The organism is Actinoplanes sp. NPDC026670, from assembly GCF_040638175.1.
Lineage (GTDB): Bacteria > Actinomycetota > Actinomycetes > Mycobacteriales > Micromonosporaceae > Actinoplanes.
In genome coordinates, this window is record NZ_JBEZXU010000010.1 from 74,234 (window position 1) to 95,232 (window position 20,999).

The following is a 20,999-nucleotide window of genomic DNA, read 5'->3' on the forward strand; positions in this document are numbered from 1 at the left end:
GATCGCGACATTGATCACACCGGCGGCGGCTCCGGTCGGCCGTGGCCGAAAGTGATCAGCCGAGGTCAAGCGCCTGGCGGGTTGCCGCCACGGCGCCCCGTCCGCGTCCTCATCGTCCATTCGACGGTCCGTATCCTCGCCGACCCGGCAACCCGCTTCAATACCCGTGAGCTGCCGAGACGCCAAGAAACCAAGAATTTGCACGGTGACGGCAACCAACGCTGCGCACTGTTCCATACGGGCGGGGCCTCGATGCGGATCGACAGTACGGACAGGCGGTGTTCGCCGGGAACCCCGGTGGACCGGCCGGCGCCGAACGCGCGGTTCCTGGGCGCGGCATCCGGCCCGAGATCGGCGCCGACCGCAAGATCGTGGCGCGGGTGCTGCCGCGGGCCGATCAAGCCGGGTGCATGAACCGGCCGGGATGGCAATCGGTGACATGCTTTCGGATTACCGGAGATTAAGTGAGGGATCATCGCGGATCGGGTCGTCCACCGGCCCCGCCGGAATTGATGCCCATGCCGGATGCGGTGCCGGAAAATCGATTCTACGAAGCGTCTCATACTTTTCGGCGGGCTATTGGAACGAAACTCCTCGCGGCCTGCCGTGCAGGTCGTCGGCCTTGCGGTTGACAACTGTCGTTCGCGTTTGCAGGCCGGGGTGAGGTGCGTGTTCGCTGGCGCCGTACCACTCGCCGAAAGCGTTGGAGGGGACCCGAATGAAGACACTGCCTCGCATAATCGTCACCGCCGGTCTGGGGCTGTTCGCCGCGCTCAGCGTCGGGACGGGTCCGGTCCAGGCCGGCCCGGGGCATGGTGGCGGCCATTCCCAGCGCGACCCGTTCGGTGGCTATGCGGTCGGCTATTTCCCCTCGTGGCGAATGTGTGAGGCCGCCGGGCTGAGCGGCGCGAAATTCCGTCGGTGGAACGACTACAACTGCAACTACGCCCTTCTCGGGCCGGGCGGCAGCACGTGGTCACTTCGCGTCGTGCCGGGGCACGGCCGGCTGCGGTACGACCCGCGGCTCCGGCGGTATCCGAACCGGCCGGCGTATCCCGGTGCGGTGCGGCCCGGTCAACCTCAGCCGCTCTGGCCGGACTATGACAATTCGCCGGGATACCCCGGGCGCGGTCATGCCGGCCCGAAGCCGGGTGTGCCGGGTCACGGCGGCTGGGGCGATCCGGGCCGGCCGGGCCCGGGTGGGGTGAAGCCGTCGCCGTCGGGTAACGCGGGCCAGCCGGGGCCGGGCCAGCCGGGCCAGCCGGGCTCCGGCGGGATCAAGCCGTCGCCCTCGGGTAGTCCGGGCCAGCCCGGTTCGGTCGGTGGCGTCCGGCCAGGTTCGGGCGGGTCGGGGCAGCAGCCGGGCTCGGGTGGCGTGGGCCAGCCCGGTTCGGGTGGCGCCGGGCAGCCCGGTTCGGGTGGCGTGGGCCAGCCCGGTTCGGGTGGTGGTGTCCGGCCGGGTTCGGGTGGCGGTGTCCGGCCGGGTTTCACTGGTGGCGGCCAGTCGGGACCCGGTCGGAACGGCCAGCCCGGAAACAGTGGTGGCGGTGGAACCCGGACCGGGATGACGGTGCCGGCCCGGTGACACGCACCCTGTGAAACACGGTCGCGGCCCGGACCCGGCTTCTCTCGTGCCGGTTCCGGGCCGCGACCGTCCTGGTCAGGAGGCGTAGATGTACTGCACGCCGGAGACCGGGGTCAGCCAGCGGTTCGTGACGGTCCACGCGTTCGGGAAGTTCATCTCGGAGACGTAGATCCGGTTGCCGTCGACCTTCTCGACCCAGGCGGCGTGCCCGGCCTGCATGCCCGCGCCGTTCTGCCCGCCCTGGAAGATGGCGATGCTGTTGACACGGGGCGTGGACCCGATGGCCCACCCGTTGGACGCCGCGCTGGTCGCGAGGTACTTCGCGTCACCGAACGCCTTCGGGTACACGCCGGTCAGCTGGTGGAAGCGGTCCAGGGCGTAGTAGACGCACGTCCCGGCGTACCCCTGGTTGTAGTTGATCGTCGCGCCGTGAGGCGCAGCGGGGGTGGACGGCGCGGGCGTCGTCGGCGTGGTGGCGGGCGGCGGAGTCGGCGTCGTGGTCGGCGGTGTAGTGGTCGGCGGTGTCGTGACCGGCGGGGTGGTGACCGGCGGCGCCGGGGTCACCGTGGTGCCGCAGGTCGGCTCACCGCGCAGGAACCGGTCGGGCCGCGGGACGTCGGTCTGCCGGGCCATGATGTAGCCGCTGACCGGCGCGGTGATGTGGTGCCAGACGACGTCGCGGTAGCCCTGCCGGACCCGGATGCCACAGTCGATCGTGATCGCGGTGCCGCCGGTGAGCTTGCCCACGGTCGTCGGGGTCGCGCTGCGGGGGTCGTTGACTATTTGTGAACCGGTGCCCGCCACGTGGTAGCCGGTCGCGCCCGCGGCCTGCGCGGGAACAGCGAGGCTCACGGCTGCACCGGCCGTGACGGCTGCCACCACGAGCGAACGGGTCAACTGGCGCTTCGACATGCGGGTTCCTCCTGGGATTATGGTGCGTTCTCGTCCACCTTTCCTGTCGGCCCGGGCCGGAGGTTCCTGGTTGGAGCATGGGTGCGCCCCGGGTGCGGAAAAGTGTCATACCCGGGCGGCAACATGGGGGCATGAACCGGAGCCGACTGCAATCCGTGCTCGACCCGTTCCTCGACCGAGTCCCCGCAGATACCGAGTTCCGGCTGGTCGGGACGGCATCGGCGGTCGCCCGAGGGGTCCCGCTGCCAGCCGGCGACGTCGACATCCTGATGCGGCGGCGCAGCGACGTCGACGCGATCGCGGCAGCGCTGTCCGACCTCCCATGCCGCACCGCGCCGACCTGGCTGCCCGAGGCGAGTCAGTATTTCGCGGCGTTCACCGTTGACGGCATCGCCCTGGAGTTCAGCACCGTCGAGCAGCCGGCCGACACCGACACCCTCGAGTGCGCCGGTCCCGGCCCATGGGAGCACTTCGACCTCGTTGATCTCGGCCCGCGCCGGATCCCCGCCGTCAGCCTGGAGTTGCGCCTGGTCACCGAGCTGATCCGCAATCGCCCGGAGAGATTCAAACCCCTTCTGACCCATCTTCGACGGTACGGTGGGGAGCACCCGCTCCTGCTGAGGGCCATGCGCGATCGCCGGGTCGACCCAGCGCTCCAGAGACACGTCGCCGACCAGCTGTCCGCCCATGCCACGTCATGAGCCACATGATTCAGCAGGCCGTTCCCAGTCGGACTCGCCCGTTCCCAGTCGGACTCGCCCGTTCCCACACGGACTTGGCCGTCGCCGAGCGTGGGCCTATCTGCCGTGCATCGGTCAGGACAGTCGGCCATAGGCGACGGCTCGCCATTGGCGCGGGCTGATCCCGTATGCGGCGCGGAAGGAGCGACTGAAGTGTGCGGCGTCGGCGAACCCCCAGCGACGGCCGACGGCGGCGACCGGTTCGCCCGAGCGGGCGAGATCGCGGCGTGCGTTTTCGAGCCGGCTACGGCGTACCCAATCTCCGAACCTGATGTCCTCTTGTTGCAGGATGCGGTGCAGATAGCGGACCGAGATGTGGTGCCGGGCGGCGACCGCGGCGGGTGACAGGTCCGGGTCGGCGAGGTAGGTCCGCATGTCGGCGAGGACTCTGGTGGTCAGGGTGCGTTTCATCGGGCCCCGGCTGAGCCGGTCGTCGCCGATCTGCACGGACAGTGCCGCGCGGATCAGCTCGACCGTCGGGGTGGCCACCGCCGGGCCGTGGCCGCCGCCGAGGATCGCCGGGTCGTCGGCGAGCTGGGTGAGAAACCGCGTGGTCAGCCCGGCGAGCGGATTCCCGGCGCCGATGCGGACGGCGGAGGCGGCACGTACCGCGCTGTCGGGCAGGGCGAGCGCCGCCCGTGGAATGCGGAAGAAGGTGGTGTCGATGCCGTCGGCGAACAGCAGGCTGTACGGCGACGTGGTGTCGTAGACCGCGAAGTCGCCGGGCGTCAGGACGGCTTCCCGGCCGTGCTGGACGACGATGCTCGACCCGGTCCGTTGCAGGCTGAGGAAGACCATCGGCTCGGTGTCCTCCCGAGCGAGCCGCGAGGTCCGGCGAACCGTGGTCGGCGTGGCCCGGGTGGCGCAGACGCCGATGTCGCCGCACTGTCCGAGAGCGAGCGTGACCGCCATGTCGGACGGGGTGACGTGGTGCTCGATCTCGACCCGAACCACGTTGCCGCGGACCAGCGAGCGGACGGCGTCCTCCCGATCGGGCGGGGGCAGCGTGACGGTGTCGAGTGTCGCCTGCACGCCCCCACCGTGGCATGGCGCCTCCGCTCCGCACAACGCCGTCCCGGAACCGGTCCCGGACGGACATGACGTGTGCGCTGACGGCCAACTCCGCCGAACGGCGCGCGCCTAGTCTGCTGCCGCGCACCTGGGCGTGAACGGCGAGGAGACAGACACATGAGCCTGCGTACCGACCTGGCACAGATCGACACGGCCAACGCGTCCGGCAAGCCACCCGTCGTGTTCATCCATGGGCTGTGGCTGCTGCCGTCGAGCTGGCAGAGGTGGGCCGACCTGTTCGCTGCCGCCGGATACGCGCCCGTGGTGCCGGGCTGGCCCGACGACCCGGACACGGTCGTGGAGGCCAACGCCCACCCCGAGGTCTTCGCGAAGAAGAGCGTCGGGCAGGTCGCCGACCACTTCTGTGACCTGATCGGCCGGCTCGACCGCAAGCCGGCGATCGTCGGCCACTCGTTCGGCGGGCTGCTCACGCAGATCAGCGCCGGACGTGGCCTGTCGGCGGCGTCGGTGGCGATCGACCCGGCGCCGTTCCGCGGGGTGTTGCCGCTGCCGATCTCCGCGCTGCGCGTGGCGAGTGTCGTGCTCGGCAATCCGGCCAACTATCACCGGGCCGTGCCGCTGACCTACGACCAGTTCCGGTACGGCTTCGCCAACGCGGTCACCGAGGACGAAGCCCGGCAGTTGTACGCCGAGTTCGCCGTGCCGGCCTCCGGTGAGCCGTTGTTCCAGGCCGCGACCGCGAACCTGAACCCGTGGACGGAAGCCAAGGTGGACACCGGCAACCCGGACCGTGGCCCGCTGCTGATCATCTCGGGGGAGAAGGACCACACCGTCCCGTGGTCGATCGCCAACGCCTCGTACCGGCAGCAGAAAGACAACCCGGCGGTTACCGAGATCGTCGAGATCCCGGACCGTGGCCACTCGCTGACCATCGACAGCGGCTGGCGTGAGGTGGCCGGGACCGCCCTGACGTTCGTTCAGCGGTTCCACTGATCGGGGCCGTGATGTCGTCGACCGGCACCTGATCCCGGCCGGGGGCGATCGCCGCGGTGTCCTGCCCCTTGAGCTTCCGGAGCCCCGTTGCCTTTTCTGGCTCACACGACTTTCTGGCTCATACGATCTCGGCGAGCGGCGGCCAGTGATCGGCCGCCCATTCGAGCCAGCCGGCCCAGCCGTCAGGCGCGGCAGGGATGTCGCCGCCGCGGAGTTCTGCCGGGTCGGGAGCCTGGAACTGGTCCCGCCAGCGATCGACCTCGGCCTCGTCCATCGGGAACGTCGTCGTGGGCGCGGTCGTCTGGCGGTGCGCGATCCGGGCGAGCTGCACCTCCCGGTCGACAGGCAGATAGTCGACAACACAGTCCGCGCCGATCGACGTGACCAGCCAGCGCAGGGCTGACCGTTCGTCACGGCCCCACAGGCCGAAGTCGAGCACGACATCGGTTCCCAGCCGCAGCGTGTGCAGGGCGACCAGGATGAGCCGGCCCTCCAGCGTCCAGCGTTTGCCGTTCGCGTAGGAGTCGCCGAAGAGCGGGATCATCCAGTCGTCGGGCGTGAGCCGCAGTGCGGAGTACTCCCGCGCTCTGGTGGTCTTGCCGGCCCCGGGAAGGCCGACCATCAGGACGGCCCGAGCCACCGGAAATCGGGTCATTTCATTTCTCCGGATCATCAAGATTGCGATCCGGCAGCGCACACAGAACCGCCGCCGGCAGGACGCTGATCCGGCGTTACCGCTGTCGCGATACCGCCGCTGCTAAGCGGCGGCGCGAATGTTCATGGCGGCGAAGCACCCCATGGCCACAACTCTAGTGAGCCTCCGCCGGGCGCGATCGTTCAGCCCGGCCCTGGTCCCGGTCTCGGCACTGGTTCCAGCCCTGACCCTGGTCCCGGTCCCAACCCTGACCCGGGTCCCAGCCCTGACCCCGGTCCGCAACCCCGGCCCCGGTCCTGGCTGACGGCCCGCGCCCTCGGTCCCGCCCGGCCCGCGGTCCCGCCCCGGTCCCGCCCGGCCTTGGTCCCGCACGGCCCCTGGTTCCGCCCCGGTCCGGGCCAGGACCAGGGGCCGCGGGCCGTCAGTCAGGACCGGCACGTGGTTGGCTTCCGATGGTTGAGCGACGGCCCGCGGTCCCGGCCGTCGCTCAACCATCGGAATGCAGGCGGGATGACCAGTTCAGCGAAGACGGGTGGGGTTCGCGGCTCGTCCCGGAGTTTGCTGCTGCGGATGGCGCGGGTCGGCAACGTCGACCAGCGCACACATTGGCCGATCGCGTGCGCTGGTCTTTGCCCGAGCAGGGACAGGAGCACACGCAAGGCCGATCGTGAGCGTCCATCCACGCCGGGGCGACTACCCGAGCACACGCAACGCCAACGTGTGCGCCCGTCACCGCTACGGAGCCTGACAGATGTCATGGGACTGAATAACCGCTACGGAGCCCGTTGCTATAGATACGTCGCTCACCGTGATCAGAAGAAGACGGCCGTCCGATCCCGCCACGGTGATCCACTTTGATGAGCGGAGATCGCAAGTTGCCATCAAGAGCAACAGGCTCAACGGCGATGCTGCCGACGGCGCTTGACGCGTCAGGTGGTGAGAGCCCGGCAGATGGGTTGAACCCTGATTGCGGAAGATCTCCGCCCCAACCATTTTAAGCGATCGCTCAAGCGGGTATGCTGACGTTTGAGCGATCGCTTAAAACGGCTGTGAAGGAAGGGAGGGTGACCTGATGACGGCGCCCCGCATGGCGAGCACGATCGAACGTCGCCTTCTGGTGAACTACCGCACCGACCCCGAGGTCACCGCGCGCCTGCTGCCCGCCCCACTGCGCCCGCGGGTCGTCGACGGCTGGGCGGTCGCCGGCATCTGCCTGATCCGGCTGGGCGCCGTCCGCCCGGCGCGGATGCCGATGCCGTTCGGCCTGCGCAGCGAGAACGCCGCGCACCGGATCGCGGTCGAATGGGACACCGCCGACGGCATCGAGCACGGCGTCTACATCCCGCGTCGCGACACCGGCTCGCTCCTGACCACGTGGGCCGGCGGCCGGATCTTCCCGGGCCGCCACCACCGTGCTCACTTCGACGTCCACGAGACGACCGGCAACCTCCAGATCAAGGTCAACAGCCACGACGCCGCGGTACGGATAGAAGTCCACACCCGCGCCACGACCACCCTGGACGGCAGTCGCCTGTTCGCGGGCACCGCCCAGGCATCAGGTTTCTTCCGGTGTGGCGGCGCCGGCTATTCGACCACCCCGGACCCGACCCGGCTCGACGGCGTCGACCTGCAAACCGACGACTGGCAGGTCACCCCGGTCGAACTGACCTCGGTGCGCTCCAGCTTCTTCGACGACCCGTCCCGTTTCCCGCCCGGCTCGGCGATCCCGGACTGCGGCCTGCTGATGCGCGACGTCTCCGCCACCTGGATCCCGCTGCCCCAGATGGCGGTCCGCCCCATTCGTGCCGCCGCCCCGAGCCGGATAGGGCCGTCCTAACCGGCTAGCTCTGCCCGGCGTCGCAGGCCGGTGCAGCCCTTGACCAGGGCAAACCGAGCAGAGCCGTGCCTGAAGCCGGTCAACGCGAGCCGTGCGGAGCGCGAACAGTGCACCGTGCCGGGCCCACGGCGGGATGCCGGCCGGGCACATGGTGGGGTGCCGGGCGGGGCCCCAGGGTGAGGTGCCCGGGGCGGGCCCGCGGCAGGGGTGTCGTGACGGGTTCACGGTGTGGTGTCGGGCAGGGTCCCCGGCTGAGGTGCCCGGGGTGGCTCGCGGTGGGGTGCCGGACGGGCGCATGACGGGGTGCCGGGCAGAGCCCCAGGCTGAGGCACCGGGGTGGGCCCACAGTGAGGCGCCGCGACGGGTTCACGGTGGGTTGCTGGGGCGGGCGCATGGTGGGGTGTCGGGCGGGCCCCAGGGTGAGGTTTCGGGGTGGGTCCGCGGTGAGGCGCGGTGATGGGTTCATGGTGGGGTGTCGGGTAGGGCCTCAGGGTGGGGGTGTCGGGCAGGGCCCAGGGCGGGGTGCCGGGGTAGGCCCATGGTTGAGGTGCCGGACAGGCCTACGGTGAGGTGCCGGGCAGGGCCCCAGGGTGAGTTGCCGGAGTGCGGCCACGGTGGGGTGTCATGACGGGTTCACGGTGGGGTGTCGGGCGGGCCCCAGGGCGAGATGCCCGGGGCGGGCTCGCGGTGGGTGTCGTGACGGGTTCACGGTGGGTTGCTGGGGCGGGCGCATGGTGGGGTGTCGGGCGGGCCCCAGGGTGAGGTTTCGGGGTGGGTCCGCGGTGAGGCGCGGTGATGGGTTCATGGTGGGGTGTCGGGTAGGGCCTCAGGGTGGGTGTCGGGCAGGGCCCAGGGCCAGGCACGAGGCACCGGGGTGGGCCCACGGTTGAGGCGCCGCGACGGGCTCACGGTGAGGTGCCGGAGCGGGCCTACGGTGAGGTGCCGGGCAGGCCCGCGGTGAGGTGGCGGGGCGGGCTGGGGCCGGGCGAGGCTGGCCAGCGCCGCCCGGCTGCCGGGGTGGGTGGGGGTCAGGCGATCTGCTGCCACCAGGCGTCGATCTCTGGCGGGTTGTCCACGTCGATGCGCTCGCCCGGCCGGGGGATGGCCAGGGTGACGCCGCGGGCCTTGGCTTCGCGCCACGTGCGCTCGGCGGGCTCGGACCAGTGGTGCGGGGCCAGGTCGAAGGTGGCCCAGTGCACCGGGACCATCACGCCGCCGCGGACGTCGACGTGGGTGGCGACGCCGTCCTCGGGCACCATGTGGATGTCCGACCAGTCGTTGCCATAGGCCCCGACCTGCACCAGCGTGGCGTCGAACGGGCCATACGTCTCGCCGATCTCAGCGAAGCCGGGGAAGTAGCCGGTGTCGCCGGAGTAGAAGACCTTGCGGGTCGGGCCGTTGATCACCCAGCTGGCCCAGAGGGTCTCGTCGCGGGTCAGGCCGCGGCCGGAGAAGTGCCGAGCCGGGGTGGCGACCAGTTCGAGGCCGGCGACCCGGGTCGACTCGTGCCAGTCCAGCTCGGTGATGCGTGACTCGGGCACGCCCCAGCGCTCCAGGTGGGCGCCGATGCCGAGCGGCACCACGAACATGGTGGTCTGCAGGTCGGCCAGGACCTGGATGCTCGGCATGTCGAGGTGGTCGTAGTGGTCGTGGGAGATCACCACGGCGTCGATCGGTGGCAGGTCACGCAGGGCGACCGGCGGCTGGTGCAGGCGGCGCGGGCCGGCCAGCGGGGTGGGGGAGCAGCGGTCGCTCCACACCGGGTCGAGCAGGACGCGACGGCCCTCGATCTCGACGAGGGCGGTCGAATGCCCATACCAGGTGATGTGCAGCCCCTGAGCGTCGCTGCCGGGAGGGGCCTCGGCGAGCGGGACCGGCCGGTGCGGTCGCCGGGCCTCACCGCCGGTGAAGGCAGCGACGGCGACCCTTGGGACGGCCGAGAGCGGGATGCCGGTGCTGGTCGGCACGTTGTTGCGGAATCGGCCGCCGGAGAACTGCGGCGACGCCTCCATGCGGGCACGGCGGGCCCCGGTGGCCTTCCCGCCGATCTGTGCGGCGATGTTGAACCGGTTGTCCATGAGCGGGCGACTCCTTCTGCTGGGCCTGTCCGTCAATCGGCTGTGCTGGCGGGACCTGTAGGCTGCGTCCAAATGTAGGCAGCGATAACAATGTAGTCAACGCCTACTATGTGTTCGTCGCCTACATCACGCTAGGATGGTGGTCATGAAGGCCCGCCCTTACCATCACGGAGACCTCCGGTCCGCCCTGCTCACGCTTGCCGAGGACACCCTGCGCGCCCGGGGCCCGGCCGAGTTGTCGCTGCGTGAGCTCGCCCGTGAGGTGGGTGTCAGTCCGGCCGCGCCGAGCCGCCACTTCAAGACCAAGCAGGCGCTGCTCGACGCGCTCGCGATGGAGGGTTTCCACCGCCTCACCCTGGCCATGGGCCGTTCGCTCGACGAGGCCGGGGAGACGTTCGCGCAACGGTTGACGGCGCTCGCGCGCAGCTATCTGGGCTTCGCCGCCGCCAACGGGGCGCTGCTCGACCTGATGTATGGGCGTAAGCACGACCCCGACGCCAGCACCGAGCTCATCGCCGCCATGCACCGCCTGAAAGACCTGGCCACCGACCTGATCGCGGACGGCCAGCGCCGCGGCGAGGTTCGTGCGGGGCACCTCGATCTGCTGACGTTGCCGCTGTTCGTCGCGCTTCAGGGCCTCACTTCGCTGGCGCTCAGCGGCGGCTTCCCCGCCGATCAGATCGAGGCCGGCGTCGACGAGACGATCGCGTTCATCTTGCGCGGCTACGCCCCAGACGTCAGATCACCATGATGATGTACGTCGTGGTGCCACCCACAATGCTCAGGAGGGCGTTGCGCCGCCAGAGGTGAAGCGCGGCGGTGACGGCGACACCCAGCAGGGTCGCGAGCACCCGGGCACGGTCGGCGTGCGGCAGATCACGCAGGCAGTAAGCGGCCAGGATGACCATGACTCCGGCCGGCATGACCGCCGCCAGATAGGTCACGACCGCGCTGGTCCGCAGGCGTGCCAGGACTGCGAACGGCACCGCCCGCAGTCCCCACGTGACCGCGGCCGACACGACGACGGCGGTGATCAGATAGCGGGTGTCAGGCACGGGCCACCGCCCGGCGGGTCAGCATCGCCACGGTGAACAGCGCGAACGCGACGAGCAGCATCTGCTGTGGAAAGGCCAGGAGTGCGGTCAGCGCCGCCAGCAGGGCGATCAGCGGGGTGGTGACGTCGCGTACCGCCTCCACGGCCAGCACCACGAACAGCGCGGTCAGCGCGAAGTCCAGCCCGGCGATCCGGTCCGGGATCAGGGAACCGAGCAGAGCGCCGACGGTTCCGCCGGTCACCCAGTACAGGTGCAGGAACAGTTGCAGCCCGATGATCCGGCGGCCCGGCCACTGCTGCGCCTGCCGGCCGGTGGTCAGCGCGTACGCCTCGTCGGTCAGTGCGAACGTGCTGTACACCTTGCCGCCCCGGCTGCCGACCCGGTGCAGTGGGAACGAGAGCGCGTAGAACAGGTGCCGCACGTTCACCAGTAGCGCCGTGGTCGCGATCGTGGCCAGCGGCGCCATCACGGTCACCAGTCCGACCAGCACGAACTCGAACGACCCGGCGTAGACGACAGTGGTGAAGATCGTGGCCCACCACCACGGCAGGCCGGCCTGCACGACGAGCACCCCGAACGCGACCCCGAGCGGACCGAGCCCCAAACCGACGGACAGCGAGGTTTTGAATGCCTCTTTCACGAAGCAATTCTATTTTAAATCGTACCTAATATGGTTTTAAGTTGTTGCTCTAGAATGGCCTTGTGGGTAATGAAATCCGCCTTGATGCCGTTGATCGTGAAATATTGTTTCACCTCGCTTCGGACGGGCGCTTGACCAACGTCGAGCTCGCCCGCCGGGTTGGTCTGACGCCGCCGCCGTGCCTGCGCCGGGTGAAACGCCTCGAGGATGCCGGGGTGATCGCCGGGTACCGCGCGGTGATCGACCCGGCCGCCACCGGGCGTGGGCTGGAGGTCCTGCTCGACATCGAGATCCAGGCGCAGGATCTGAAGACGGTCCAGGAGTTCGAGACCACCGTTGCCGCCTACGAGGAGGTGACCGAATTGCGGCGGATGTTCGGCCGGCCCGACTACCTGATGCGCGTGGCGGTGGCCGATCATGCGGCTTACGAGGCGTTCATGAGCGGCAAGTTGATCGGTCTGCCGGGCCTGCTGCGGGTCGAGTCCCACCTGACCATGAAGCTGATCAAGAGCAACCGCTGACCGCCGGCCGCGGGCATCGCGCTGTTGACAGTGGACGCTTTGATGGGGTGATCATCGATACGGGGGAGGCCGATGTGACGGAGCAGGACAGGCTCGTGGCTGCGGTGCAGGAAGTGGCTTGGGAACTGGCCCGGCAGCGAGCGGTGGGCGAGGGCGGGATGGACGTCGCGTCGCCGTGGGAACCGGGCCTCAGTCAGGATCAGCGGCGGCGGGCGTGGCTGGCGACCCGGTCAGCCCTGGAGGCGGTCCGTGCCGAGGCCGGGCGGCTCGCGGAGGACGCCGCGGCCCGGGCCGTGGAGTACGGAGCCGAGCCCGAGGAGGTCGGCAAGCGTGCGGGCGGGCGCTGGTCCCGGCTGTTCAGCCGGGCGGGCGAGAACCGTGCGGGCGAGAGCCGTGAGAGCGGGGCCGCCCTGGGCGTGTTGTCAGCGAATGGGCGGGCGGCGAGCAGTCGGCTGGACAACCTGTTCCCGATGTAGGGTTCAGCGGGTGTCCTACCTGCGAATCGGTGGCGTCGACCTCTATTTCGAGGTCGCCGGCGAGGGCGAGCCCGTCCTGCTGTTGCACGGCGGGTTCTGTTCGCTGGAATCGTTGCGGGCGCAGTCGGACGCGCTGATTCCGGATCATCGGGTGTTCGCGTTCGAGCGTCCCGGCCATGGGCGGTCGGCTGACATAGACGAGGAGTACGGGTACGAGCGTGGCCTCGCCGACACCGTCGCCTACCTCGACCTGGTCGGACTGGAGTCGGCGCACGTCGTCGGGTACAGCGACGGGGCGATCATCGGCCTGCTGCTCGCGCTCGACCATCCGGAGCGGGTCCGCTCACTGACCGCGATCAGCGCGAATCTCGATCCGTCGGCATTCACGGCGCCCGGCGAGGAGGACGCCGAACCCGCGGCGGTTGGCGAAGAGGACGCCGAACCCGCGGCGGTCGGCGAAGAGGACGCCGAACCCGCGGCGGCCGAGGAAACACGCACGGGCCAAGCGGAAGCGGAACCGGATGTCGAGCGCCTGCACTACGAACGACTGTCGCCGGACGGCCCGGAGCACGCGGACGTCGTACTGACGAAGCTGTTCCGCCTGTGGACGACCCAGCCGAATATCGACCCGAAAGAGCTGGCCCGGCTGACCAAGCCCGTGCTGATCATGGCCGCCGACCGGGACACCATCCGCCCCGACCACACCCTGCTGATCGCCGAGTCGATCCCCGGCGCGCAGCTGTGCATCGTCCCGGGCACGACGCACGCCCTGGTGGCCGAGAAACCGAAGCTGATCAGCATGATCATCCGCGAGTTCCTGGAAAGTCAGCCGCGGCGCAGCAACCAGACGAAATAGGGCGCCCCGATCAGCGCCATCATCAACCCGGCGGGAATCTGCGAGGGCGCGATGACGGTACGCCCGATCGTGTCGGCCACGCACACCAGCACCCCACCGGCCAGCATGGCGACCGGCACCACCCGCCCGTGCCGCACGCCGACCAGGTTGCGGGCGATGTGCGGCCCGACCAGCCCGACGAACCCGACCACCCCGACGGCGATCACGCTGACCGCGGCGACGACGGCCGCCAGTGTCAGCAGGGTCAGTCGCGCGCGGTCCCGGCGTACCCCGAAGATCTGTGGGGTGTCCTCGTCGACGGCGAGAAGGTCGAGCTGGCGGCGCATCGCCACCACCACCGGCGTGGCGGCCAGCAGCACGACCAGGACCGGCAGCACGTCGGCGAAGGTACGCCCGTAGGTGGTGCCGGACAGCCAGGTCAGGATCCGCGGGGTGTCCCACGGGTCGGCCCGGAGCAGCAGGAACGTGGAGACGTCGGTGAGCGCGTACCCGCAGCCGATGCCGATCAGCAGGAACCGGTCCGGCATGAGCCCGCCGCGCCAGGCGAGCGTCGCGATGACGGCGAAGGTGACCAGCCCGACCACGACGGCGGTCCCGATCAGGGCGGGCCGCCCGCCGGGCACGGCCGAGGTGACCACGATGACCGCGCCCAGGCCGGCGCCCGCGGTGATTCCGAGGACACCCGGTTCGGCGAGCGGGTTGCGGACCGTGCCCTGCACCACGGTTCCGGCGAGCGCGAGCGCCGCACCGGCCACGACCGCGGCGGCGACCCGTGGGGCCCGGTCGTCGAGGGCCCGGCCGATCAGGTCCGGCGCGGCGCCCTGCATCCAGAGCGCGATGTCGCCGGTGCGCAGCCACAGGCTGCCGAGCAGCAGCCCGGCCAGCGCGGCCAGCGCGAGCAGCCCGGCCGAGACGATCAAGACAATCAAGAAACGGCGACGCGATCGTACGGCCACCCGCGCCCGGGGTGTCTCCCGTCCCGCGCCGACGTCCCGCATCCGAAGCGCGAGGATCACGATCACGATCGCGCCGAGCAGTGACGTGGGAATCCCGGTGGGGATCGACGCGGCCGCCTGCGCGCCCATGACCGCCCGCAGCACCGCGTCGGCGAGCAGCACGAGCAGCGCCCCGGCCAGCCCGCACGCCGGGATGAGGAACAGGTGCCGGTTGAGGACGCCGATGCGGTGGGCGGCGAGGCGTACCGCGACCGGGGCGGCCAGCCCGATGAACGCGATCGGCCCGGCCAGCGTCACCGAGATGCTGGTCAGCACGACGGCGCCGAGGACCGCGAGGACCCGCGTCGACCGGACCGGCACGCCGAGGGACGCGGCCGTGTCGTCGCCCAGGCCGAGGACGTCGAGCCGACGCGACAGCAGCAGCGCCGCGACGATCCCGGCCACGACGACGGGCGCGGCCCGGGTGGCGGCGTCCAGGTTGAGCTGTGCGAGGGAGCCGCTGCCCCACGCGTACAGCCCGGTGGTGTTCTCCTGGAAGAGGATGAGCAGCATCGCGGTGGCGGCGTCGAGGGCCATCGCGACGGCCGACCCGGCGAGGATGAGCCGGGTGGAGCCGACGCCGGATCCGGCGAGTCCGAGGACCAGGCCGGCGGCCAGCAGCCCGCCGGTGAACGCGACCGCCCCGGACGCCCACAGCGGCACGGCCAGCCCGAACGCGGCGACCGCGCAGAGCGTGAAGTAGCTGCCGGCGGTGACGGCGAGGGTGTCCGGCGCGGCCAGCGCGTTGCGGGTGACCGATTGGAGCAGGGCGCCGGCGGTGCCGAGCGCGACACCGACGGCGATTCCGGCGAACATCCGCGGCAGCCGTGATCCGGTGAGGACGTCGGTGACGGGTACGCCGCCGACCTGCTCGCGGGCGCCGAGGAGGTAGCGGATCAGGTCGGTGAACCCGATCCCCGAGGTGCCCTGGGTGATGTGCCACAGGCCGGTGACGACCACTGCGGCGAGCAGGACGGCCAGCACTGCCGTCCCGCTCGTGCCGCGGCCGAGCCCGATGCGGGGGCTGCTCACCCCTTGGTCAGGATGTTCACGTAGGCGTCGATGGCCTGCTCGTTGGAGATCGGGCCGCCGGCGCCCCAGACGCCGGCCGGGAAGGGGTACGCCCGCCCGTCCTTGACCGCCGGGAGGGCCGTCCAGATCGGGCTCTTGCGCAGCTCGGGGACGTAGCTTTCCGGGGTGGCGTCGTCGGAGTAGAACAGGGTGGCGCTGCCGACGGCGGTGAGCCCTTCGATGTCGGTCTGCGCGAGACCGTAGGCGGGGTCGACGCCGCCGCTGCCGTAGGTGGCGTTGATCTGTTCGGTCCACGCCGCGGCCAGGCCGAGCTGTTCGCCGAGCTCGGTGAAGAGGGCGCCCTTGCCGTAGGGGCGGATGACGACGTTGCCACCCTCGATCCAGCCGTCGAAGAACAGGAAGTCCTTCGCCGTGACGTTCGCGGTGGTGACCTTTTGCTTGGCGGCGGCGAGGTGCTCGTCGAACTGCTTGAGGACGAGGTCGGCGCGTTCGGTGCGGCCGGTGGCCGTACCGATCATCGAGAAGACCTTCTTCATGTTGGCGATCTGGCCGCTCGCGTCGGCGCCGACGGTGGCCAGCACCGGGACGCCGCGTTCTTCGAGCTTGCCGATGATCTCGTCGTCGGCCTTGAACGCCTCGACGATGATCAGGTCGGGGTTCTGCCCGTAGATGGCGTCGAGGTCGGGCTCGCCGCGCTGACCGGCGTCGACGACGTTCGCCGGCAGGGTCTCGGCCTTGACGTAGGTGCCGTAGCCCTTGGGGTCGGCGACGGCGACCGGGTTGAGGCAGAGCGTGAGCAGGTCCTCGGTCTGCTGCCATTCCAGCACCGCGACCCGCTGGGCGGGCTTGGCCAGTTCCACCTTGCGGCCGACGCCGTCGGTCAGCGACACCGGGCCGGTCGCGGTCTTTGTGGTGTCGTTCGCGCAGGTCTGCGACGTGGGGGTGGAGGCGACCGCGGCGGGTTCGGCGACGGTCGTGGTGCCACAGGCCGCGACCGAGGCGAGGGCTGCGGCGGTTGCCGCGACCTGGAGGAGGCGTTTCATCACAGCTTCTTTCATCGGGTGGTACGGGTACGAGCGGGGTGCCGCCCGACGGGGTCGATGCGCAGCCGCCCGGTGCGAGGGTCGGCCTCGACGTCGACGCGCAGGTCGTAGACCTCGCTGAGGTGTTCGGCGGTGAGCACCTCGTGCGGGTCGCCGGCGGCGTGGATGCGGCCGTTGTGCAGCAGCACCAGGGTGTCGGCGACGCGGGCGGCGTGGTCGAGGTCGTGCAGCACCACCCCGACGGCGGCGCCGTGGTCGTCGGCCAGGTCGCGGATCAGGTCGAGGGTTTCGATCTGGTACCGCAGGTCGAGGTGGTTGGTGGGTTCGTCGAGCAGCACGATCCCGGTCTGCTGGGCCAGGCAGGCGGCGAGCCAGACGCGCTGCATCTCGCCGCCGGAGAGTTCACCGACCGGGCGTGCGGCCATGTCGTGGATGCCGGTCACCCGCATGGCGTGGTCGACGGCGGCCCGGTCGCCGGGGGAGGGGCCGGCGAACCGGCGCCGGTGCGGGTGCCGCCCGAACGCGACCACCTCGGCCGCGGTGAGCCCGTGCGGAGCCTGGCGGGACTGGGCGAAGAGGGTGACCTCGCGGGCGAACCGGCGGGCGCTGAGCAGCGACGCGCGGTGCTCGCCGAGGGTGATCTCGCCCTCGTCGACGCGGTGCAGCCGGGCCAGCGAGCGCAGCAGGGTGGACTTGCCGCTGCCGTTGGGCCCGACGAGCGCCGTCACGTGCCCCGGGGTCAGGGTGACGGTGACGCCGTGGACCACCGCCGTCTTGCCGTAGCGAAGAACCAGCTGGTCGCCGCGCAGGTTCATCGAAAAGCTCCGGTTAATAAGGTTTGCCTTGCCTAACCGAGGCTAGATGATCATTAAGTTGTCGGCAATCCCGCACTCTGGACAGCTGATACGGGATTCCGGACATCGAGCGCGAGAGTCCCGGGAGTCACGTTCAGCACTCGGCGGAACGCGGCGATGAACGTGCTCGGCTGGGCGTAACCGAGCCGCTCGGACACTGCCTGGACGTCGGCGCCCCCGGACAGCAGCGCCACCGCCTCGTGCACGCGCAGCACCTGCCGCCACTGACCGAACGACAGCCCGGTCGTCTCCCGGAACGCCCGGGTGATCGTCCGGTCGCTCAGCCCCAGCAGCGCCGCCCACTCCAGCAGCCCGCGAACGTCGGCCGGGTCGGCCAGCAGCGCCTCGGCGATCGGGTCGATCCGCGGATCACCCGGCAGCTCCAGCGCGAACTGCCGCGCGGCCGGGTCGAGCACGTCGAACACCACCGCCTCGGTCCGGGCCCGCGCCCCGGCGTCCAGGTCGGTCCGGGCCAGGCGCACCAGCAGCGACTCCAGCAGGGGAGTCATCGTGATCAGGGTCGGCCCGGCGAACTCGACAGGGGTGCGGCCCGGGTCGAAGAACGCGTCGTGCAGCTCGGCGCCGGCGGTCAGCCGCCCACCGTGCACCACGCCGGCGGGCAGCCACAGCCCGAACCCGGCCGGCACCGTCAGGATCCGTCGGCCGATCCGCGAGGTCAGTGTCCCGCCGCGCACCCACACCAGCTCATGCCGCGGATGCGAGTGCGGCAGCCAGTCGGTGGCCGGCCCGGTCACCTCCGAGCCGGCGACGATCGCCAGCGGCGTCAGGTCGCCCGCGGGCACCGACACGGCCCGCCGGACCACGGTGCCCGGGTCGCGGCGCCAGGTGGCCAGGCCGAGGTCATCGGAGGGGGACGGGACCATGGCGCCGAGCGTCTCACACGGTGCGCAGATCCAGCACGTGCCACCGGGTCGGGCCGTCGTCCCCGCCGAACCACCAGAGCAGGCCGTTGCGGCACTGCGCGTCGTTCGCGGTGGCGGCCACCTCGACGGTCGTCCCGGTGGTGATGTCGTAGGCGAGCAGAGCGGCCGAGCCGGGCTTGGGATCGGCCAGGATCTCGAAGCGGCCCAGGATCGCCACGTCGGGAACTGCCGTGCGGACCGTGCCGGTGGCGATCTCGCGGCGCTCGGAGCCGTCCGGGCGCATCAGATCGATGCGGGACAGATCGTCGCCCTCGATGACCATCACCCGGCACCAGGACGGGCTGCACGCCGCGAACTCCGAGCCGGAGGTCGGGACGGTGATCTCCCGGCCGGTGCTGGTGTTGCGCATCAGCGTGGCCGCCACACCACTGCCGGCGCCGTCGTCGAGCCACGGCCAGGGCGCCATCGACCACTCGCCGGGCACCCGGTCGACCCGCACGCGGCCGCCGGTCGTCGCCACCGAACGCACCTCCGTCGTCGCCGAGTCGTCGGCCGCGCCGGCTGTCCAGTACACCCGCCCGGCCTGGTACACCAGGTCGTGTTCGCTGCCGTAGAACACCGCGTTGCCGACATCGGCGGTCAATCGGCGGCCTGGGCTCCGGTCGAGCACGCTCGCGGCCCAGATCTGCGGCGGGCCGTAGTCGGCGAACTCGGTCCACACCACGTCGTCCCCGGCGGAGATCACGTTCTCGAACCGGGGGTTGGCCGCGGTATCGAGGCGGCGCAGCTCGCGTGGCACCCCGTCGGCGCCGCGCAGCAGCAGGCGCAGGAACCGGTCGTCGTTGCTGGTCGCGACACCCACCACGGTGGTGGTGTCGAGGAACAGCAGCGGTCGCAACGGCAGGTCGTCGAAGGTGGCCGACTCCGCGGCGGGCCAGACCGTCGCGGCGGTGATCCGGGTGACGCCGGCCGAGGGCACGGGGGCCGGCGCGGCTTCGGGCGGGCTGCCGCGGAAGACGAGGGCGCCGACCGCGCCGAGCGCGACGACGACGGCGAGGGTGCTCTTGACGGAGGTCCTCATTCGTACGGCCGCCGGGGCGCCGTGGTCTGCTGCCAGCTCGTCACCCTGAGGTAGGGCACGTCGGCCTGGTTGACCGGATCCTTCTCCACCCGGCTGGTGTAGACGCCGACGGCGTGAATCCAGGTGTCCACCGGCGCGTCGATCGCGACGGCACCGTCCATTCCCACCTTGATCGGGCGGCCGTCGGCGGCGCAGCAGGCCACCGTCATCCGGGTCAGCATCGGCCGCCCGTCCGGGCCGGGGCTGATGAAACCGGTGAGCCGCAGTTCCCGGCCGTCGAGAGTGCGGCCCTGGTCGAAGACCGCCCGGGTGGCGTACTCCATCAGGCTCAGCGGGACCGGATCACCGGGTGGCAGTGGCGAGAACTCCGACTCGACCTGCGCGCCGGCCAGCGCGGTCCCGGACTGCCCGGCGGCGTAGGAGCCGAGCGCCGGCGGCGCGATCAGCAGCACCCCGAGCGCCGGCACGATCAGCAGCCAGCCGACCTGCGGCTCGTGATGGTCGTGCCCGTCCTCGCCGGTCGGGGCGGGCCGCATCTCGTAGTAGAGGGTCATCGCGGCCGCGGCCAGCAGCAGCACGCCCGCCGCGATGAGGAAGGGTTGCAGGCTCTCCTTGACGTACCGCAGGTACACATCGGTGAGGCTGGCCTTGAGGATCGCCCCGCCGAACAGCACCATCACGATCGCCTGGGCCCGCCGGTTCACCAGATCACCGCGCCCACGCCGGCGCCGGTCAGCACGGCCGCCACGAACGTCGCGGGCGCGAACCGGGCGGCGAAACGCCTGCCGAACACCCCGGTCTGCATCGCGATCAGTTTGAGGTCGACCATCGGCCCGACCACCAGGAACACCAGCCGCGAGGTCAGCGAGAACTGGGACAGCGAGGCGGCCACGAACGCGTCGGCCTCGCTGCAGATCGAGAGCAGCACGGCCAGCGCCGCGAGTGCCAGCACCGACAGCACCGGTTCGGCGGCCAGGGTCTGCATCCAGGACTCGGGCACCACGACGTTGATGGTCGCGGCGGCGGCCGCGCCGAGGACCAGGAAGCCGCCGGCGTGCATGACGTCGTGCCGGCAGGACGCCCAGAACGCCCGGGCCCGGGAACTTCCGTCCAGATCGGAGCGGCGCGGCAGGCGGATCCATTCGCTGCGGCCCAGGCGCAGCCACAGCCAGCCCATCGCGACCGCCACGACGAGGCTGGCGCCCGCTCGGGCGGCGACCATCTCCGGGTTGCCGGGGAAGGCCACCGCGGTCGCGGTCAGCACGATCGGGTTGATCGCGGGCGCCGCCAGCAGGAACGCCAGCGCCGCGGCCGGGGTGACGCCCCGGCGCATCAGCGAACCGGCGATCGGCACACTGCCGCATTCGCAGCCGGGCAGGACCACTCCGGCCAGGCCGGCGACGGGCACGGCCGCCGCGGGGTGGCGGGGCAGCGCCCGGGCCCAGAACGAGCGCGGCACGAACACCGCGATGACCGCGGACAGGGCGACCCCGAAAATCAGGAACGGGACGGCCTGGACCATCACCGAGACGAATACGGTGGTCCACGTCTGGAGCCGTGGATCGGAAACGAGAGCGGCGAGTGGATTGCGGAGGGCGACGAGCGTCACGAGAAGGATCGCCAAGGCCTCCACGGACCCGAAACGCCAGGTCACGCGTTCCTGGGAAATAGTCGGCACCATTCGCTCCTCGTTATCCTCCGGACGAGAATGCAGTCACGGCCGTCAATAA

The 20,999-nt window shown here is 71.0% G+C and carries 21 protein-coding genes; 8 read left to right on the forward strand and 13 right to left on the reverse strand.

The genetic code is table 11. From position 1 onward, the window contains the following. The first annotated feature begins 718 nt into the window (after nucleotides 1-718). On the forward strand, nucleotides 719-1,585 hold the full coding sequence (locus AB0E94_RS12530; RefSeq protein WP_360325611.1) for a hypothetical protein: 867 nt from the start codon (nucleotides 719-721) through the stop codon (nucleotides 1,583-1,585). A gap of 75 nt (nucleotides 1,586-1,660) precedes the next feature. On the opposite strand, the gene AB0E94_RS12535 is transcribed toward AB0E94_RS12530, so the two are convergent. After that, the gene (locus tag AB0E94_RS12535; RefSeq protein WP_360325613.1) at nucleotides 1,661-2,497 is read right to left on the reverse strand and encodes a CHAP domain-containing protein; all 837 of its coding nucleotides are present in this window, start codon (nucleotides 2,495-2,497) and stop codon (nucleotides 1,661-1,663) included. A gap of 131 nt (nucleotides 2,498-2,628) precedes the next feature. Between AB0E94_RS12535 and AB0E94_RS12540 the strand changes: the two genes are divergently transcribed. Beyond that, nucleotides 2,629-3,198 (forward strand): hypothetical protein, encoded by a 570-nt coding sequence (locus AB0E94_RS12540; RefSeq protein ID WP_360325615.1) that lies wholly within the window; start codon nucleotides 2,629-2,631, stop codon nucleotides 3,196-3,198. 114 nt (nucleotides 3,199-3,312) lie between these two features. On the opposite strand, the gene AB0E94_RS12545 is transcribed toward AB0E94_RS12540, so the two are convergent. Next, nucleotides 3,313-4,269, reverse strand: a complete 957-nt coding sequence (locus AB0E94_RS12545; protein ID WP_360325617.1) for a helix-turn-helix domain-containing protein — start codon at nucleotides 4,267-4,269, stop codon at nucleotides 3,313-3,315. A gap of 156 nt (nucleotides 4,270-4,425) precedes the next feature. Between AB0E94_RS12545 and AB0E94_RS12550 the strand changes: the two genes are divergently transcribed. Continuing rightward, nucleotides 4,426-5,262, forward strand: coding sequence for an alpha/beta hydrolase (locus AB0E94_RS12550; protein WP_360325619.1), 837 nt, complete (start codon nucleotides 4,426-4,428; stop codon nucleotides 5,260-5,262). A 118-nt stretch (nucleotides 5,263-5,380) separates the two neighbouring features. Here the strand turns inward: AB0E94_RS12550 and AB0E94_RS12555 are convergent, their stop codons facing one another. Next, nucleotides 5,381-5,917 (reverse strand): ATP-binding protein, encoded by a 537-nt coding sequence (locus tag AB0E94_RS12555; RefSeq protein WP_360325621.1) that lies wholly within the window; start codon nucleotides 5,915-5,917, stop codon nucleotides 5,381-5,383. Between the two features lie 1,072 nt (nucleotides 5,918-6,989). On the opposite strand from AB0E94_RS12555, the gene AB0E94_RS12560 reads away from it, so the two are divergent. Continuing rightward, nucleotides 6,990-7,754, forward strand: coding sequence for a DUF2071 domain-containing protein (locus tag AB0E94_RS12560; protein WP_360325622.1), 765 nt, complete (start codon nucleotides 6,990-6,992; stop codon nucleotides 7,752-7,754). A 1,028-nt stretch (nucleotides 7,755-8,782) separates the two neighbouring features. Here AB0E94_RS12560 and AB0E94_RS12565 read toward each other — a convergent pair. Beyond that, nucleotides 8,783-9,832, reverse strand: a complete 1,050-nt coding sequence (locus AB0E94_RS12565; protein ID WP_360325624.1) for an MBL fold metallo-hydrolase — start codon at nucleotides 9,830-9,832, stop codon at nucleotides 8,783-8,785. A gap of 145 nt (nucleotides 9,833-9,977) precedes the next feature. Between AB0E94_RS12565 and AB0E94_RS12570 the strand changes: the two genes are divergently transcribed. Then, nucleotides 9,978-10,583, forward strand: a complete 606-nt coding sequence (locus AB0E94_RS12570) for a TetR/AcrR family transcriptional regulator (RefSeq protein ID WP_360325626.1) — start codon at nucleotides 9,978-9,980, stop codon at nucleotides 10,581-10,583. On the opposite strand, the gene AB0E94_RS12575 is transcribed toward AB0E94_RS12570, so the two are convergent. Both AB0E94_RS12575 and AB0E94_RS12580 read right to left on the reverse strand, forming a co-directional pair. After that, nucleotides 10,570-10,887 carry an AzlD domain-containing protein gene (locus AB0E94_RS12575; protein ID WP_360325628.1) on the reverse strand — a complete coding sequence of 106 codons (318 nt, stop codon included), beginning with the start codon at nucleotides 10,885-10,887 and terminating at the stop codon, nucleotides 10,570-10,572. The two genes, AB0E94_RS12570 and AB0E94_RS12575, sit on opposite strands and share 14 nt — an antisense overlap. Further along, nucleotides 10,880-11,527, reverse strand: a complete 648-nt coding sequence (locus tag AB0E94_RS12580; RefSeq protein ID WP_360325630.1) for an AzlC family ABC transporter permease — start codon at nucleotides 11,525-11,527, stop codon at nucleotides 10,880-10,882. The genes AB0E94_RS12575 and AB0E94_RS12580 overlap by 8 nt, the downstream gene beginning before the upstream one ends. 62 nt (nucleotides 11,528-11,589) lie before the next feature. Here AB0E94_RS12580 and AB0E94_RS12585 point away from each other — a divergent pair, with 62 nt between their 5' ends. Genes AB0E94_RS12585 through AB0E94_RS12595 form a run of 3 tightly spaced genes read left to right on the forward strand, consistent with a single transcriptional unit; the run spans nucleotide 11,590 to nucleotide 13,380 of the window. Continuing rightward, nucleotides 11,590-12,048 (forward strand): Lrp/AsnC family transcriptional regulator, encoded by a 459-nt coding sequence (locus AB0E94_RS12585; RefSeq protein ID WP_360325632.1) that lies wholly within the window; start codon nucleotides 11,590-11,592, stop codon nucleotides 12,046-12,048. Between the two features lie 47 nt (nucleotides 12,049-12,095). Continuing rightward, nucleotides 12,096-12,524: a hypothetical protein gene (locus tag AB0E94_RS12590; protein WP_360325634.1), complete on the forward strand. Its 429-nt coding sequence runs from the start codon at nucleotides 12,096-12,098 to the stop codon at nucleotides 12,522-12,524. 10 nt (nucleotides 12,525-12,534) lie between these two features. Next, the gene (locus AB0E94_RS12595) at nucleotides 12,535-13,380 is read left to right on the forward strand and encodes an alpha/beta hydrolase (RefSeq protein WP_360325636.1); all 846 of its coding nucleotides are present in this window, start codon (nucleotides 12,535-12,537) and stop codon (nucleotides 13,378-13,380) included. Here the strand turns inward: AB0E94_RS12595 and AB0E94_RS12600 are convergent. From AB0E94_RS12600 to AB0E94_RS12630, 7 genes are read right to left on the reverse strand one after another with little or no spacing between them, the layout of a single operon-like run. Further along, nucleotides 13,350-15,407: an iron ABC transporter permease gene (locus tag AB0E94_RS12600; RefSeq protein ID WP_360325638.1), complete on the reverse strand. Its 2,058-nt coding sequence runs from the start codon at nucleotides 15,405-15,407 to the stop codon at nucleotides 13,350-13,352. The two genes, AB0E94_RS12595 and AB0E94_RS12600, sit on opposite strands and share 31 nt — an antisense overlap. Further along, entirely contained in the window at nucleotides 15,404-16,450 is a 1,047-nt protein-coding gene (locus AB0E94_RS12605; RefSeq protein WP_360325640.1) for an iron-siderophore ABC transporter substrate-binding protein, read from the reverse strand. Before AB0E94_RS12605 ends, AB0E94_RS12600 begins: the two co-directional genes overlap by 4 nt. Before the next feature lie 11 nt (nucleotides 16,451-16,461). Further along, nucleotides 16,462-17,265 carry an ABC transporter ATP-binding protein gene (locus AB0E94_RS12610; RefSeq protein WP_360325642.1) on the reverse strand — a complete coding sequence of 268 codons (804 nt, stop codon included), beginning with the start codon at nucleotides 17,263-17,265 and terminating at the stop codon, nucleotides 16,462-16,464. Nucleotides 17,266-17,318: 53 nt separating this feature from the next. Beyond that, nucleotides 17,319-18,188: an AraC family transcriptional regulator gene (locus AB0E94_RS12615; RefSeq protein WP_360325643.1), complete on the reverse strand. Its 870-nt coding sequence runs from the start codon at nucleotides 18,186-18,188 to the stop codon at nucleotides 17,319-17,321. Nucleotides 18,189-18,201: 13 nt separating this feature from the next. Next, nucleotides 18,202-19,269 (reverse strand): hypothetical protein, encoded by a 1,068-nt coding sequence (locus AB0E94_RS12620; protein WP_360325645.1) that lies wholly within the window; start codon nucleotides 19,267-19,269, stop codon nucleotides 18,202-18,204. After that, entirely contained in the window at nucleotides 19,266-19,973 is a 708-nt protein-coding gene (locus AB0E94_RS12625) for a TIGR03943 family protein (RefSeq protein ID WP_360325647.1), read from the reverse strand. The genes AB0E94_RS12620 and AB0E94_RS12625 overlap by 4 nt, the downstream gene beginning before the upstream one ends. Beyond that, on the reverse strand, nucleotides 19,970-20,947 hold the full coding sequence (locus tag AB0E94_RS12630; RefSeq protein ID WP_360325648.1) for a permease: 978 nt from the start codon (nucleotides 20,945-20,947) through the stop codon (nucleotides 19,970-19,972). The genes AB0E94_RS12625 and AB0E94_RS12630 overlap by 4 nt, the downstream gene beginning before the upstream one ends. Nucleotides 20,948-20,999 lie beyond the last annotated feature (52 nt).

What these genes read in the sequence shown, in the direction of transcription:
- AB0E94_RS12565 (WP_360325624.1), bottom strand. Translation starts at nt 9,832, where the DNA reads ATGGACAACCGGTTCAACATCGCCGCACAGATCGGCGGGAAGGCCACC.
- AB0E94_RS12555 (WP_360325621.1), bottom strand. Translation starts at nt 5,917, where the DNA reads ATGACCCGATTTCCGGTGGCTCGGGCCGTCCTGATGGTCGGCCTTCCC.
- AB0E94_RS12535 (WP_360325613.1), bottom strand. Translation starts at nt 2,497, where the DNA reads ATGTCGAAGCGCCAGTTGACCCGTTCGCTCGTGGTGGCAGCCGTCACG.
- AB0E94_RS12560 (WP_360325622.1), top strand. Translation starts at nt 6,990, where the DNA reads ATGACGGCGCCCCGCATGGCGAGCACGATCGAACGTCGCCTTCTGGTG.
- AB0E94_RS12615 (WP_360325643.1), bottom strand. Translation starts at nt 18,188, where the DNA reads ATGGTCCCGTCCCCCTCCGATGACCTCGGCCTGGCCACCTGGCGCCGC.
- AB0E94_RS12620 (WP_360325645.1), bottom strand. Translation starts at nt 19,269, where the DNA reads ATGAGGACCTCCGTCAAGAGCACCCTCGCCGTCGTCGTCGCGCTCGGC.
- AB0E94_RS12610 (WP_360325642.1), bottom strand. Translation starts at nt 17,265, where the DNA reads ATGAACCTGCGCGGCGACCAGCTGGTTCTTCGCTACGGCAAGACGGCG.
- AB0E94_RS12540 (WP_360325615.1), top strand. Translation starts at nt 2,629, where the DNA reads ATGAACCGGAGCCGACTGCAATCCGTGCTCGACCCGTTCCTCGACCGA.
- AB0E94_RS12530 (WP_360325611.1), top strand. Translation starts at nt 719, where the DNA reads ATGAAGACACTGCCTCGCATAATCGTCACCGCCGGTCTGGGGCTGTTC.
- AB0E94_RS12550 (WP_360325619.1), top strand. Translation starts at nt 4,426, where the DNA reads ATGAGCCTGCGTACCGACCTGGCACAGATCGACACGGCCAACGCGTCC.
- AB0E94_RS12605 (WP_360325640.1), bottom strand. Translation starts at nt 16,450, where the DNA reads ATGAAACGCCTCCTCCAGGTCGCGGCAACCGCCGCAGCCCTCGCCTCG.
- AB0E94_RS12570 (WP_360325626.1), top strand. Translation starts at nt 9,978, where the DNA reads ATGAAGGCCCGCCCTTACCATCACGGAGACCTCCGGTCCGCCCTGCTC.